Annotated in this window: 10 protein-coding genes; 5 read left to right on the plus strand and 5 right to left on the minus strand. The window is 73.7% G+C overall.

Annotated features, from left to right (window positions below; all coding sequences use genetic code 11):
* The 4 genes from TR48_RS09595 to TR48_RS09610 form a co-directional block, all read right to left on the minus strand.
* Positions 1 to 381, minus strand: a 381-nt coding sequence (locus TR48_RS09595) for a TylF/MycF/NovP-related O-methyltransferase (RefSeq protein ID WP_369405567.1), incomplete at its 3' end; no start/stop codon positions are given.
* Positions 382 to 468: 87 nt separating this feature from the next.
* A complete protein-coding gene (locus TR48_RS09600) occupies positions 469 to 4446 on the minus strand; it encodes a bifunctional glycosyltransferase/CDP-glycerol:glycerophosphate glycerophosphotransferase (protein ID WP_042365544.1) in 3978 nt (1325 codons plus the stop codon).
* A gap of 85 nt (positions 4447 to 4531) precedes the next feature.
* Complete coding sequence (locus TR48_RS09605; RefSeq protein ID WP_042365545.1) at positions 4532 to 6379, minus strand: hypothetical protein; 1848 nt, start codon at positions 6377 to 6379, stop codon at positions 4532 to 4534.
* A gap of 77 nt (positions 6380 to 6456) precedes the next feature.
* On the minus strand, positions 6457 to 8244 hold the full coding sequence (locus tag TR48_RS09610) for a hypothetical protein (RefSeq protein ID WP_052442527.1): 1788 nt from the start codon (positions 8242 to 8244) through the stop codon (positions 6457 to 6459).
* A gap of 418 nt (positions 8245 to 8662) precedes the next feature.
* Between TR48_RS09610 and dprE1 the strand changes: the two genes are divergently transcribed.
* Genes dprE1 through TR48_RS09625 form a run of 3 tightly spaced genes read left to right on the plus strand, consistent with a single transcriptional unit; the run spans position 8663 to position 11742 of the window.
* Entirely contained in the window at positions 8663 to 10003 is a 1341-nt protein-coding gene (gene dprE1, locus TR48_RS09615) for a decaprenylphosphoryl-beta-D-ribose oxidase (protein ID WP_042365546.1), read from the plus strand.
* 46 nt (positions 10004 to 10049) lie between these two features.
* Positions 10050 to 10805: a decaprenylphospho-beta-D-erythro-pentofuranosid-2-ulose 2-reductase gene (gene dprE2, locus TR48_RS09620; protein WP_042365547.1), complete on the plus strand. Its 756-nt coding sequence runs from the start codon at positions 10050 to 10052 to the stop codon at positions 10803 to 10805.
* A gap of 19 nt (positions 10806 to 10824) precedes the next feature.
* The gene (locus TR48_RS09625) at positions 10825 to 11742 is read left to right on the plus strand and encodes a YihY/virulence factor BrkB family protein (protein ID WP_052442528.1); all 918 of its coding nucleotides are present in this window, start codon (positions 10825 to 10827) and stop codon (positions 11740 to 11742) included.
* Between the two features lie 92 nt (positions 11743 to 11834).
* On the opposite strand, the gene TR48_RS45345 is transcribed toward TR48_RS09625, so the two are convergent.
* Complete coding sequence (locus tag TR48_RS45345) at positions 11835 to 12917, minus strand: D-alanyl-D-alanine carboxypeptidase family protein (protein ID WP_042365548.1); 1083 nt, start codon at positions 12915 to 12917, stop codon at positions 11835 to 11837.
* Between the two features lie 248 nt (positions 12918 to 13165).
* On the opposite strand from TR48_RS45345, the gene TR48_RS09635 reads away from it, so the two are divergent.
* On the plus strand, positions 13166 to 13462 hold the full coding sequence (locus TR48_RS09635) for an SCO4848 family membrane protein (RefSeq protein ID WP_042365549.1): 297 nt from the start codon (positions 13166 to 13168) through the stop codon (positions 13460 to 13462).
* Between the two features lie 54 nt (positions 13463 to 13516).
* Positions 13517 to 14290 carry a hypothetical protein gene (locus TR48_RS38710; RefSeq protein WP_152627874.1) on the plus strand — a complete coding sequence of 258 codons (774 nt, stop codon included), beginning with the start codon at positions 13517 to 13519 and terminating at the stop codon, positions 14288 to 14290.
* Positions 14291 to 14341 lie beyond the last annotated feature (51 nt).

Here is a 14341-nt window from a genome sequence, read left to right on the forward strand (position 1 = left end):
CAGGAGACCTCGCGGTCCTTCACGCCCAGCGACAGCAGCGCCCGGGCCCACCGCCTGCATCGAGCCGCCCCGCCAGACGCCGCACTCGACGATGTCGCCGGGCAGCTCGTGCCGGGTCACGTAGCGCACCGCCTGGACCAGCGCGTTCAGGCGCTCCATCGAGGTCATCGTCCACGGTTTCACCGCGGTGATGATCTCCCTGGTGGTCTCGTCGTAGTCCGCCGGGAACGTCAGCGGCTTCGGCGCCGCGGGGGCGGCCGGCTGCGCCGAGGGGGCCGGCGCCGCCGCGGGTCGCGCGGCGGCGGGGCGGCGCTGGATCCGGCGCAGTTCGTAGCCGGTCAGCTGCCGCAGCGTGGTGTTCACAGTCTTGCGCCAGGTCATGGGATCGGAGGCTACGCCTTCGCTCCGCGCCTGTCTGTAGCTACGAGAACCTTCGAAGGCGGTTTTCACCGTCCCGCCTCGCTCAGCTCAGCTCAGCTCCAGCATCCGGTCCACGACGCGGCGGGAGGCCGCGCCGTCGTCGAGGTCGCAGTAGGTCTTGCGGAACACCTCGTACGCGCCGCGGTACGGCTCGACGGCGGGGGCCAGGTCGCGCAGTGCCGCGATGACGTCGTCGCAGGTGGGCAACAGCGGGCCGGGGGCGGTCGCCTCGAAGTCGATGTAGAAGCCGCGCAGGGTGTCGCGGTACAGCTCCAGGTCGTAGGTGAAGAAGAGCATCGGACGGCCGGTCACCGCGAAGTCGAACATCGCCGAGGAGTAGTCCGTGACCAGGACGTCCGAGACCAGGTAGAGGTCCTGGATGTCCGGGTAGCTGCCGACGTCCCACACGAAGCCGTCGCCGGCGCCCGGAACCTGGTCGACCACGTGGGCGTGCGGGCGGACCAGCAGCACGTGGTCCGCGCCGAGCGCGCGGCGCATCGTGTCCAGGTCGAGCTGCAGGTCGAGGTGGTGGCCGCCGTGGCTCAGCCGGAGCCGGTGCTCCCGCCAGGTCGGCGCGTAGAGGATCACCCGCTTGCCCGGCGGCAGCCCGAGCTGCCGGCGCACGGCGTCCGCCCGCAGTTCCCGGTCCGGGGCGAGCAGCACGTCGTTGCGCGGGTAGCCGGACTCCAGGATCTCGCCCTCGTAACGGAAGGCGTTGCGCAGGATCGGCGTGCTGAACCGGTTCGGGGAGAGCAGCACCTGCCACTGCCTCGCCTCGAACTCCAGTCGGCGCAGGTAGTCGGTGTCGGTGAACCAGTCGTTCTCGAAGTCGAAGCCGATCTTCTTCAACGGGGTGCCATGCCAGGTCTGTACGACGACCTGGCCCTCGCGCCGCTCCAGCTCCGTCGGCAGGTGGGTGTTGCCGACGACCCAGCGGCTGCGGGCGAGCGCCTCGTACCACTCGGCCGAGCCGATCACCACGGAACGGGCGCCGGGCGGCGTCGGCATCCGCTGGTCGAGCACCGCCCACAGGTGCGCCACGTTCCCGTCGCCGCGGCGCAGCATCTCCTCGTGCACGGCGCGCGGGGAGCAGGAGTAGGAGCGGCCCTCGAAGACGTCGTAGAGCACCTGGGGAAGCAGCGGGCGCTTGCGGGCGGCGGGCAGGGCGCCGTTGAGCAGCCGGTACTGGTGGTAGTCGCCGCGCTCGTGCGGGCCGAGCGCGGCGGAGACGCTGAGCAGCATCCCGTCGTAGCCCTGCCGGGTCAGCCGCACGGTCTTGCCGCGGGCCTGGAGGGCGACGGGGACCGCCGCGTGCATCGCGGGGGAGAGCCGGGCCTGGCACTCGGCCGGCTTGGGCGCGTCCTGCGCCGCCTCCTTCGGGGCGGGGGTGCGGACGAAGATCTGCCAGTCGCCCCAGGCCAGCGGGATCTTCCCGGCGTAGCCGGAGACGGGCACGGCGGGGAGCAGCGTGTCGATCCGCCCGTCGACCGCCTCGAAGGCGTGGACCTCGGGCCGGCTCTGCGTCGGGTGACGCAGCACCAGCTCCAGAGCGTGGCGGCCCGGCAGCGGGTAGCTGCCGACGAGCCGGAAGGACTCCTTGGCGAGGTCGGCGACGACCTCCTCGAACAGCGGCTGGACCGGCTGGTCGACCAGCTGGAGGTAGCCGGTGGGCGAGCGCTTGACGCAGACGAGACGCGTCAGCCCCTGTCCGCCCGGCAGCGGCACCTGCTGCGCCTCGGGCTGGGTGCGCTCGTCGTGGACGAGCGGCAGCGAGGTGCCCTCCTCGTCCTCCTCGCCCTCCAGGCGCAGGTCGACGGCCCAACGGTGTCCGTGGGTGGCCGGGACCTGCGGCCGCAACCGCTCGTACTGCTCGCGGGCGGCGTCCAGCTCGCGGAGGTCGAGGGTGACCGTGAAGGGGAGCCAGCCCTCGGCGTCCGGTGTGAGGGCCCCGGACGGGCCCGCCTTCGCGGCGCTGCCGTTTCCCCCGTTCCGGCTGTTGACCGGGTTCACACCGGGAGCGGGCCAGGGCGCGGTCGTCACGCCGGCCCCGCTGAGGCCGCCCGTGTCCTGCCGCCCCCGGACGTCCTGCGAGCCCCGGACACTCTCGGCCGTCCCCGCGTGGGCGGCCTCGGCCTGAGTGACGCCCTCGACGCCCAGCGCGCGCAGCGCGTCCTCACGTCCCGCGAGGTACGCGTCCGCCTCCGAGCCGACGGCTCCCGCTCCGGCCGCCGCGCCCGCCGCTGCCGCCCCGGCCGAAGCCGCACGTGACGCCGCATCTGACGACGCCGCCCGTTCGGCCGCCGCGCCCGCGAAGGTGACGGGCAGTTCGAGGATGGCGGTGGAGCCGTCCTCCACGTGACGGACGCGCAGCGCCTCGACGCGGTGCGCCACGGCGGCGCGGATCCGGCCGTTGATCTCCAGTCGGCCGCCGTTCTCCCTGATCTCGCCGGTCAGCGCGTGCGCGTGCTCGACCCGCAGGTAGAGGTGCTGGTCCCGGATCTCCGGGATGACGCGCACGTCGTCGGCGACCCAGCTGGAGCGCGGGCTCTGCCCGGAGGCGCGGTGACCGGCCTTGATCCGGCTGCGCCGCGGACGTCCGGCGCTGAGTACGGCGACGGTGACCCGCCAGGTCCCGTCCACCCAGCGCCCGTCCTGCCGCAGCCGGCGCGGGTCGAGACCGGCCGAGAAGCCCGCCAGGTCGCAGTCGCGCAGCAGTTGGCCGTGGTCGGCCGTCACCTCCGGCGAGCGGACCGTCTTCGCCGGCAGCACCAGGGTGCGGCGGCTGTGCGTCTCGCGCAGCATCAACATCTTCAGCGCGCTGTGCCGCGTGGGCGCACCCAGATGCGTCGGGTACGCGTGGCCGGTGAGCCGCAGCACGCCCTTGTCGTCCCAGTCGGCGCCGCGCAGCTGGGTGCGGACCACCAACTCGGGGCCGAGCCGCAGCACGCTCGCCGGGACGGGCGGGCGGTCCGCCAGCACGGGGTAGGCCGCGTGCGGCCGCAGCTGGCCGCGGACGGGGATGGCCCCCTTGTGCTCCCACTGCCAGCGCAGCACCGCCAGGAAGTCGTCGATCCGGCCCTGCGCGATCAGGTGGTAACGCAGCCGGTGGTCCGCGGGCAGCCGCTCGATCGACGCGGCGCCGATCTCCGACAGCAGCCCGCCCACGTGCTCGGCGAAGACCTGGTGCAGCGCCGAGTCGCCGTCGAGCGCCGCGCGGAAGAAGAGCGGGATCTCCTCCGTCAGCGCGTTGCGGTCGTAGGCGCGCAGGTGGGCGCGGTACTCCGGCGCGGTCTGCGCCGTCAGGAACGCCCTGACCAGCCGCATCGAGGTGACCCGGTCCCTCAGGCCGCGCGGGTCGCTGCGGTTCTGGGTGATGGAGCGCTGGCCGGTCTCGCGCTCGCGCCAGTTGTAGATCGGGTCCCCGAGGATGTCGACCTTCTCGGCCAGGTAGTGCAGCGGCACGCTGACTGGCGCGTCCTCATAGAGGATTCCCGGGTAGCGCAGCCCGTGGGCGTCGAAGAAGGAACGCCGGTAGACCTTGTTCCACGCGGTCCGGTCGGTGATCAGCGCCGGGAACTCGCTGATGTGGGTGCTCAGCCGGGTGCGCTCGAACGGCCGCGCGTGCACCGGGGACTGCCGCGAACCGGCGCTGCGGAACCGCCGCACGTTTCCGGCGACGAAATCCGAGCCGGTCCGGTCGAGTGTGCCGATCATCAGCTCGTAGGCGGTCTCCGGCAGCGTGTCGTCGCTGTCGACGAAGGCAAGGAACTCGGTGCCGGGCGTGAGCGCCTCGATGCCGGTGTTGCGGGCGGGGCCGAGTCCGCCGTTCTCCTTGTGGACCGACCGGAAGCGCGGGTCGCGCCGCTCCCACGCGTGCGCGATCGCGGCGCTGCCGTCCGTTGAGCCGTCGTCCACCATGACGACCTCGAAGTCGCCCATGGTCTGGGCGGCCAGCGAGGCGAGGCACTCGTCGAGATAGCGCTCGACGTTGTAGATCGGGACGACGACGGAGAGACGCGGGGGCATCCGCTCGGGCCTTTCGGATCGGGGACGGGTCGTGAGGCGGGTCGGTGCGGTCGGGCGGTCGTGACGGGCGGGTGGCAGGGGCGAGTCAGGGGATCGGCGCGTTCTGCGACTGGTTCACCCAGTCGGTGCTGTGCGCCGGCAGGCGGATGTGCGTGCCGTAGTAGTCGTCGATGCAGGAGGCGACCCAGTCCGGCCTGCCGCCGCGGGTGTAGGCGTCGCGCAGGTGGCCGATGTAGGAGGGCACGTAGGTCGGGTTCTTGGCCCCGGCGCGCATCTGCGCCTCCAGTTGGGCCTGCTGGGCGTCCCAGTGGTGGGCGCGCACCCGGGTCTGGTGCACCACGGCGACGGCGGGCTGGGCGAGGCCCAGCAGGGCGAGCCCGAGCAGGGCCGGGAGCAGCAGCGCGGCGCGTCGCCGACGCGGCGTGACCGTCGTGCCGGGAGCGGGTGCCAGGGCGGTCGCGAGCAGCCGCCCCGCGGCGACGCCGACGGCGGCGAGCAGCAGCGTGTAGGGCAGCCGCCAGTCGTTCCAGGTGCGCACCATGTACCAGATCCAGGACCCGAAGACGGCCCGGACCAGCTCGGTGACGAGCAGGCTGCCGAGCAGCACGCCGGCCGCGGCCCAGAGCAGCACCCGCAACGGCGAGCGCACGGCCAGCGCGGGGCCGGGCGCGTCCGGGGCGGTCGCGTCCGGGGCGGTCCGGTCCGGTCCGGGGTGGTGGTCCGGTCCGGGGTGGTGGTCCGGTCCGGGGTGGTGGTCCGGTCCGGGACGGCCCGCATCCGCGTCCTCGCCCGTGTGCGCGGCACCCGCGCGGCTCGTGCCCGCGGAGTCCGTGACGGCTCCCGCCGTGCGCAGGGCTCCCGGATCCGCGGCGCCGACCGGCAGCGCGCTGTCCACCGCCGACGTGGCGTCCTCCGTGTGCGCCTCCTCGCCCGGCCGCGTCGGGTGGGCGACGGCGCGTGAGGGGCGACGCCGGGCGAGGGCGGCTCCGGCCCGCGAGCCCGTGCGGGCGAGCGCGTCGGCCGTGAGGCGACGGGTGGTCAGGCCGAGCAGCACGCCCGCGAGGACGACGGCGACGTAGTCGAAGCTGGTGAACGTCGTGGCCAGGTCGCCGATCCAGGTGAGCACGCCGTCGCGGAGCCGGTGCAGGAGCTCCACGCCGTGCGGGACGCCGAGGCCCGCGCTGCGGGCGTGCATGCCGGGGGAGAGGTACTCGACCAGCAGGCCGCCCGCCGATCCGGCGACGGCGGCGAGGGCGCCGAGCCGGGCCGCGCGGCGGGCCGCACGGTCGGCGCAGACGTCGCCCGCCCGCAGCCACAGCACAGCGGCGAGGACGCCGACGACCAGCGCCATCGCCTCGGAGACGACCGCGACGAAGGCGAAGCCGAGCAGCAGCGCGAGCGCCGCCGTCCAGCGTCCGAGCAGGCCCGCGCGGCCGCTGCGGCCGGGCAGACAGAGCACGGCGGCGACCAGCACGGTGCTGAGCACCGCGGGCACGGTGTGCGAGATGCCGCCCGAGGCCCAGTAGGTGGTCTGGTAGGGCTGCGGGCAGACCAGCAGGAAGGCCAGCGACGCGGTCGCGGCCGTCAGCAGCTGCACCGCGACGGGGACGTGATGCCCGGCCAAACGGGTGAGCCGGGCGATGAGCAGCCACAGCGAGCCGAGCAGCAGGGCGATGACGACGACCGGGTAGATCTGCAGGCCGAGCGGACCGAGCCCGTGCACCCAGGCGAGCAGCACGGCGTTGCCCGCCCGGCCGTTGCTGTCCTGGTAGAGGTAGTGGACGAACTGACCGACCGACATGGTGCGCATGTTCGTCTGGTAGCACCAGTCGTCGGCGGCCGGGCGCACCCAGAAGCCACCGACCCCGAGCAGGACCAGCAGGGCTGCGGCGAAGCCGGTGAGAAGGGCGGAGGAGCGCACGAGGACTTTCATTTCGAAAAACAATCCTGGGGTGGTCCGGCGCGAATTGCAAAATAGCCACGAATTCGCCGGGAAAAATAATTGTCGGACTATCCTGGAATTTCGTTCGGAAGGTCACAGGTCATCAGCGGGGAGTCCGCGCGCCGCTGTTCGGCGGCGGGAACCTCATGCTGCGCCCAGGTCCGCAGGCTCGCGAGTCGAGCGGGCGAGGCCACCGCGTCCGCGCGGACCCAGTCGCCGTCGAACGCGCCCGGGCCCGAGCGCGCGCCCGAGTCGTAGATCGGCACGTAGCCCTCGGCGCGCAGCGTGTCCGGCAGCAGGCCGGGGCCGCTCGCCCACGGGCCGTGCACATGGACGAAGGTCGGCCGCACCTCGCGGAACACGTAGGAGCGCAGCGCCCGCATCTCCCCGGAGCGGTAGTCGCGGGCGATGGCCGGGTCGGTGAGCCCCGCCAGGTCGACGACGCGCAGTCGGCTGGAGAGCAGCGTGCCGCCGATGTCGGGCAGCAGCAGGCTGCTGGTGCGGCGCGGCAGGCCCAGGCGGTCGGCGTACTGGTTGAACATCAGCCCGTAGCGCAGGGCCACGCTGCACATCGACAGCGTGGGCCACCGGCGGAACGTGGCAGCCGAGGCCGCCTGCGGGAGCGCCGAGACCGCCAGCGCCACCACGGCCGCCACCGCCAGGACGGCGCGCGCGGCCCACCACGAGGGCACCGGCCCGAACGAGCGGGCCGGCCGGCGCGCGGACCAGGCGCGCGTCAGCGCGAGCGCGCCGAACAGCGCGCCCGCCGTCCAGACGGGCGTGGCGAACCGGAACAGCGGCATCCAGTCCGGCCGCAGCACCGCGAAGGCAAGCACCGCGAGCCCGGCCGGCACCCCGGCCGCGACCAGCTCCGCCCGCGCCGGACCGGGCCGGACCAGCACCAGGGCGGCGGCCGCCGCGACGACGGCCACGCCCGCCCAGCCCGCGTAGCCGAGCACGTCGACCGCCCGGTGCCACACATCGGAGAGCGCCGGCGCTGCCTGGGCCTTGGCCACGGCCGTGTTCGGCGCCCAGTGCCCGAACTCGGCCTTCCGCCAGAACAGGAACACCCCGTACGGCACGCCGAACACGGCGAGCGCGAGCGCGGACGGCCGGACCACACGGGCGGCCAGACCGGCCGGCCCCAGCGCCGAGCGCGGGACGGTCAGCATCAGCGCCAGCGGGTAGGCGCCCGCGTAGATCACGCCGTCCGGCCTGGTCAGCGCCGCGGCCACGGCCAGCAGTCCGGCCCGGACGGCGACCCCCGTGCCCGGCAGCGCGCCGCGCGCGGCGGCCCGCGCCAGCAGGGCCGCGAGGACGGCGACGAGCAGGCCGTACAGCGGGTTCTCCAGACCGGAGAACGCCCAGATGACGAACGACCAGTTCGTGGCCAGCACCGCCGCGGCGAACAGCGTCGCCGGCGCGGAGCCGGTCGTGGCGCGCACGCACCACAGCACACCGGCGACACAGAGCAGGGCCAGCAGCTTGGGGAACCAGACGAGGTCGCTGACCCCGAGGAGCGAGCCGTGGTCGAAGAGGCCCAGACCGTGACCGAGCGTCAGTACGGCCAGCCAGCTCGGGTTCGAGTAGCCCTCGACGGGCGGCGCCCCGGCCTGCTGGACCGGCCCGAGGCCGTGCGCCACACTGCGGGCGTAGGCGAAGGTGATCGCCGCGTCGTCGACGATCCAGGCCTTCAGCCGCGATGCCTGCACGGCCACCAGCGCCGTCCCCAGCAGCACCGATCCGGGCCCGGCCAGGCGGCGGGCCAGGGCCGCCCGTGCCGCGGCCCCGACGGTCGTGGCGCCGGCGGGCGTCGGCGCGCGCTCGTCGTCGGCGCGGGGCCGGGGAGCGGTCATCCTAGCCCCGCCACCGGGCAGCTGTACGGGAACGGCGGCAGCACCGGCATCGGGGAGGGGACGGAGGGCGGCGGTCCCCCGATCGGGTGACCGCCGCCGCGGTCGGCGCCCGGCCCACGATCCCGACCGCCGCCCCGGTCACCGCTCCGACCGCCGCCGGGACCGCCGCAATCGGTCCCGGGGTCGAGCAGAGCCGTCCCGGGGGTGGTCCCGGTGGAGTTCTCCGTCATGCGCCTACCTCGCCGTCAACTCGCGGCCGCAGCTTTCACTCACCCGTTCGGGTGTGCTCCGCGAGGTGCTCCCGTGACCGGGACCGTGCGTATTCCAGGTGACTAACCGGCGGGTTGGCGCTTTGGTCACGAATCGCCGCACCGCGACCTCCTGCGCGCTGTCGGCGCCCGGGCTTAGCGTCGCTGGCATGGAAGGACGACTCACGGGGTGGGGGCGCACCGCGCCCACGACGGCCCGGCTCTGCGCGCCGACGACGGCGGCCGAGGCCGCTGCCGCCGTGCGCGCCGCGGGCGAGCGCGGCACGCTCGCCCGCGGCCTGGGCCGCAGCTACGGCGACGCCGCGCAGAACGCGGGCGGCACCGTCCTCGACATGACCGCGCTGGCGCGGGTGCTCGCGCTCGACCTGGAGCGGGGCCTGGTCACCTGCGAGGCCGGGGTCAGCCTCGACCGGCTGATGAGGCTGCTGCTGCCCTTCGGCTGGTTCGTCCCGGTCACCCCGGGCACGCGGTACGTCACCGTCGGCGGAGCCGTGGGCGCGGACATCCACGGGAAGAACCACCACGTCAGCGGCAGTTTCGGCCACCACGTCACCCGGATGCGGCTGCTGACGGCGGCCGGGGAGGAGGTCGAGCTCACCCCCGGCGAGGAGCTGTTCGACGCCACCACGGGCGGCATGGGCCTCACCGGCGTGATCCTCGACGTCACGATCAAGCTGCTGCCCGTGGCGACGTCGCTGATGTCCGTCGACACCGAACGCGCGGCCGACCTGGACGACCTGATGCGGCGCCTGGAGGCCACCGACCACCGCTACCGCTACTCGGTCGCCTGGATCGACCTCGTCGCCCGCGGGGCCGCCACGGGCCGCGCGGTGCTCACACGCGGCGACCATGCCGCGATCGAGGAGCTGACTCCGCGTCAGCGCCGCGATCCGCTGGTCTTCCGCCCGCGCAGCCTCCCGCCCGCGCCCCGCGGGATCCCCGGCGGGCTGCTCCGCACCGCCACCGTCGGGGCCTTCAACGAGCTCTGGTACCGCCGCGCCCCGCGCGACCGGCGCGGCCAACTGCAGCGGATCGGCGCCTTCTTCCACCCGCTCGACGGCGTGCCCGAGTGGAACCGCGTCTACGGGCCCGGCGGCTTCCTGCAGTACCAGTTCGTCGTCCCCTACGGCCAGGAGGCGACGCTGCGCTCCATCGTCGAGCAGCTCAGCCGGCACGGCTGCCCGTCCTTCCTCGCCGTGCTCAAGCGCTTCGGCGAGGGCGGCCCCGGCTGGCTCTCCTTCCCGATGCCCGGCTGGACGCTGGCCCTCGACCTGCCCGCCTCCGTCCCCGGCCTCGGCCCGCTGCTGGACCGGCTGGACGAGCAGGTGCTCGCGGCCGGGGGCCGTGTCTACCTGGCCAAGGACTCGCGGATGCGCCCGCGGACCCTGGCCGCCATGTACCCGAGGCTCGCCGACTTCCGCGCCCTGCGCGCGCGGATCGACCCGCACGGCGTCTTCACCTCCGACCTCGCCCGCAGACTCGCGCTGTGAACGCTGTGAACGCTGTGGCGAGTCCGAAGCCCGAAAGGCTGTCCCGATGATGAACGCCCTGGGTGATCCCCAGTCCCTGCTGGTTCTCGGCGGCTCCTCCGAGATCGGCCTGGCCACGGCCCGACGGCTGGTCGGCTCCCGGGTCGAGACGGTCCACCTGGCCGGGCGGCCCTCGCCCGCACTGGACGCGGCCGCCGCCGAACTGCACGCGCTCGGCGCGCAGGTGCACGTCCACGACTTCGACGCATCAGCGGTCGAGACCCACGAGACGGTCCTCGGCAAGATCTTCGCCGAGGGCGACGTCGACGTCGTCCTGCTCGCCTTCGGCGTCCTCGGCGACCAGGAGCAGGGCGAGCGCGAGCCGCTGGCGGCCGCGGCGGTGGCCCGGGTCAACTACCTCGGCGCGGTCACCTCCGGGCTGCTGTGCGCACAGGCGCTGCGCCGCCAGGGGCACGGCGCGCTGGTCGTGCTCTCCTCGGTCGCGGGCGAGCGGGCCCGCCGCTCCAACTTCATCTACGGCTCCACCAAGGCGGGCCTCGACGCCTTCGCCCAGGGCCTCGGCGACTCGCTGCACGGCAGCGGCGCGCGGGTCATGGTCGTCCGCCCCGGCTTCGTCCGCACCCGTATGACGGAGGGCCTGCCCGACGCGCCCCTCGCCACCACCGCCGACTCCGTCGCCGAGGCGGTCGTCAGCGGGCTCCGGCGGGGCAGCGAGACCGTCTGGGTGCCGGGCGCGCTCCGCTTCGTCATGTCCGGTCTGCGGCACCTCCCCCGCCCGGTCTTCCGCAGGCTGCCCCTGTGATCGGGGTACGTTCTGGGGCGTGAACCAGCTCACCCGACTGCCCGTGATCGGACCGATCGTGGCCCGGGTGGCGCACACCCGGGCCTACAAGGTCTACGAGCACTTCGACGACGTCGGCTCCAACCGGATGGCCGGCTCGGTCACCTTCTTCGGCTTTCTCGCCCTGTTCCCGCTGTTGACGGTCGCGCTGGCGGTGGCCGCCTCGGTGCTCTCGGACAGCAGGGTCAACACGCTCCAGCAGAAGATCGCCGAGCAGATCCCCGGCCTGTCGCGGCAGCTGAACCTGCACGAGGTGGCCGCGAACGCCGCGACGGTGGGCCTGGTCAGCGGCGTCATCCTGCTGGTTTCCGGCCTCGGCTGGGTCGACACCACCCGCGTCTGCATCCGCTCCTCCTGGTACCTGCCGCTGGAGCCCGGCAACGTGGTCGTCCGCAAGTTCTGGGACACCGTCATGCTGGTCGGGCTCGGCGTGGTCGGCGCGGTGTCCCTCGCGGCGTCGACCGCAGCGGGCGCGCTGACCGGCCGCGTGGCCCAGTGGCTCGGCCTGGAAGGCTCGACCGCGGGCCGGGTCGCGCTGGCCGTCCTCGCGTTCGTGCTCGCGGTCGTGGTCGACCTGATGGTCTTCTCGTACCTGCTCGTCGGGCTGCCGCGCATCTTCGGCCAACCGCGGCGGGTGGTGCTGGAGGCCGCGCTGCTGGGCGCGATCGGCTTCGAGATCCTCAAGCAGGCCCTCGCCGCGTACATCGCGGGCGTCGCGACGAAGAGCGTATACGGCGCCTTCGGCACCCCGATCGCGCTGCTGCTGTGGATCAACTTCATGTGCCGCTGGCTGCTGTACTGCGTGGCCTGGACCGCCACTGCGGACCCGGAGGCCGCACGCCTGCGGGCGCGGGCGCGGGCGGTCGAGGCCGTCGCCAAGGCGGACGAGGACCTCTGAACGGGGCGTCGCCGCACGCACGGGCGCCGGGGACGCGAGGCGCTGTCGTGCGATCAGGCAGGCCCCGCACCCCCGGACGGTGGCGTTCCCGCCTAGAAGGTCTGCCTCCGGCGCCGCCTGCGCAGGAGCAGGACCCCGCCGACGCCCGCCACCACAGCGGCGGCCACGCCCCCGGCCGCGTACGTCGTCGACGAGATGCCGCCGGACGAGGAATCCGACGGGGACCAGGGGCCGGCGGCCGTGCCGCCGGAAGGGGCGTGCGGGGAGGCGCTCGCGGCGTCGGAGGAGGCGGGCTTGGTGGCGTCGAGGGTGCCGATGGGCTTGGTGCGGCCCTCGGCAGCGAAGCCCCAGTCGAGGAGGGCGCGGGCCTCGTGGTAGACCTCGTCCTCCGCGTGGTTCTGCGGGTTCATCACGGTCACCAGCAGGGTGTGCCCGTTCCGCTGGGCGGCCTCGACCAGGGTGTTGCCCGCGTTGGTGGTGTAGCCGTTCTTGACGCCGATCAGGCCCGGATAGCGGCCGCCGACCCTGTTCAGACCGGTGAGCAGCCGGTTGGTGTTGGCGATCTGAAAGGGCTTGCCCTTGGTGTTCGGCCCGCCAGGGAACTCCGCGAACGCGGTGTCGCAGTACTTCGCGAAGGCGGGGTCCTTCAGCCCGTCGCGGGCGAAGAGCGACAGGTCGTAGGCCGAGGAGACCTGGCCGGGCATGTCGTAGCCGTCGGGGCTGACGACGTGCGTGTCCTTCGCCCCCAACGTCTGGGCGCGCGCCTGCATCTGCTGGACCGTCGCGGCGACGCCGCCGTTCATCGCGGCCAGGACGTGCACCGCGTCGTTGCCGGAGCGCAGGAAGACGCCGAGCCACAGGGCGGAGACCGCGTAGGTCTGGCCGGGGACGACGCCGACCTCGCTGCTGCCGGCACCCATGCCGTCGAAGTCGGACGGGGCGACCTTGTGGGTCGCGTCCGCCGGGAGCTTCGGCAGGACGGTGTCCGCGAAGAGCGTCTTCAGCGTGCTCGCCGGGGGCAGCGGCCAGTGCGGGTTCTCCGCGGCGAGGACGTCGCCGGTGTCCGCGTCCGAGACGATCCAGGACAGCGCGGAGAGGCCCTGCGGGAGGGCGGGCGCGCCGACGCCCGCCTGCGGGCCGGGGCGGCCGAGCGCGTCGCCGCCGACGGTGGACATCTGCGCGGGCGGCTGTCTGACCGCAGTGGCGCTCGGGCTCGGGGTGCGCCCTGCCGCGGTGAGCGTCAGCACCACTCCAACGGCGACCGCCGTGGCGGCCGTCCCCCGTACCGTCCGTACTGTCCGACTGCGGACGCGATCATGTAGCTGCACGCCGACGACCGTACCCAATCCCTTTCGTACCCGGTCAGAAAAGCACACGGGACCCCTCGTCCGGATGCGGCCGGACGGCCGACCATACTGACCTCATGAGACTCAGCCGACGTGCATCCTGGTTCCTGACGGCCTTCGGCGTCTGGTCGATCTGGATCTGGGTGACCTTCTTCAAGAACCTCTGGGCGGACCACGAGGGCCTCGCCTTCACCGGTGGCGACCACGGTAAGCCCACCGCCTACTTCTGGATCCACGCCGCGCTGGCGCTGAGCTCGCTGCTCCTCGGCGTCGTCGTCGGCTCGCTCGGGGTGCGCAGTCTCCGCTCTCTCCGCAAGGCCGCCGACCCCGCGCGCGAGGCCGCCGACCCGGTGGAGGCGACGCCGGGAGCATGATCTATAAAGGCTCCAACCGTCCACCCTTACGGTGGATCACACGCTTGGAGCATCATGCCCATTCGTACCGCCGCGCCCGCCCTCGTGGGTGCGCTCGCCTTGGCCGCCGTCGCCGCGCCGGGCACCGCCTTCGCCGCGACCCAGCCGGTCAAGCCGCAGATCACCCATGCCGCGGTGACCTCGCTGAACATGGGTCTGACCGGCAAGGTGACCTTCGCGGTCAACATCAGCGCCAAGGACGCCAAGGGCGTCGCGAGCATCAAGGCCCTGCCGTACTCGCTCGCGGCCCACGCGGTCCCGACCCAGTCCGACGTGGCCAAGGAGCCCGGCAGCTCGCTGCCGACGCTCTCGCGGACGGCGACCACCCTGACCGTGGGCGCGTCCGACGTCATCAACGTGGCGGTCGACCGGTTCCCGAACGAGATAGCCGGGACCTACGGCGTCGCCATCCTGGTCACGGCCAAGGACGGCAGCACCACCTTCGAGGCGAAGGGCGCCTCCTACCGCTGGACGCGCGCCGACGTGCTGTCCGCCAAGCCGACCGCCGGCACCGTCCGCAAGGGCGCCCTGCTGACCGTCAAGGGCCTGCTCGACCGGGCCGACTGGAACAAGCGCGTCTGGGCCGGCAACGGCGGCCAGGTGGTCCTGCTCCAGCTGCGCAACGCCAAGGGCGCCTGGGTGACCAAGGCCTCCGCGAAGACCGCCGCGAACGGCTCGGTCAGCGTCTCCGTCCGTGACTACGCCTCGGGCAGCTGGCGTCTGGTCTACGGCGGCAACGCCGTGTCCGGCGCGGCCGTCTCCGGCAGCAGCTACGTGACCGCCAAATAAGGCCGAGCAAGGCCGAGCAAGGCCGAGCAGGCCAGGCGCACAGACGGAAGG

It is taken from the genome of Streptacidiphilus neutrinimicus, from assembly GCF_000787815.1.
In the GTDB taxonomy this organism is placed as follows: Bacteria; Actinomycetota; Actinomycetes; order Streptomycetales; family Streptomycetaceae; genus Streptacidiphilus; species Streptacidiphilus neutrinimicus.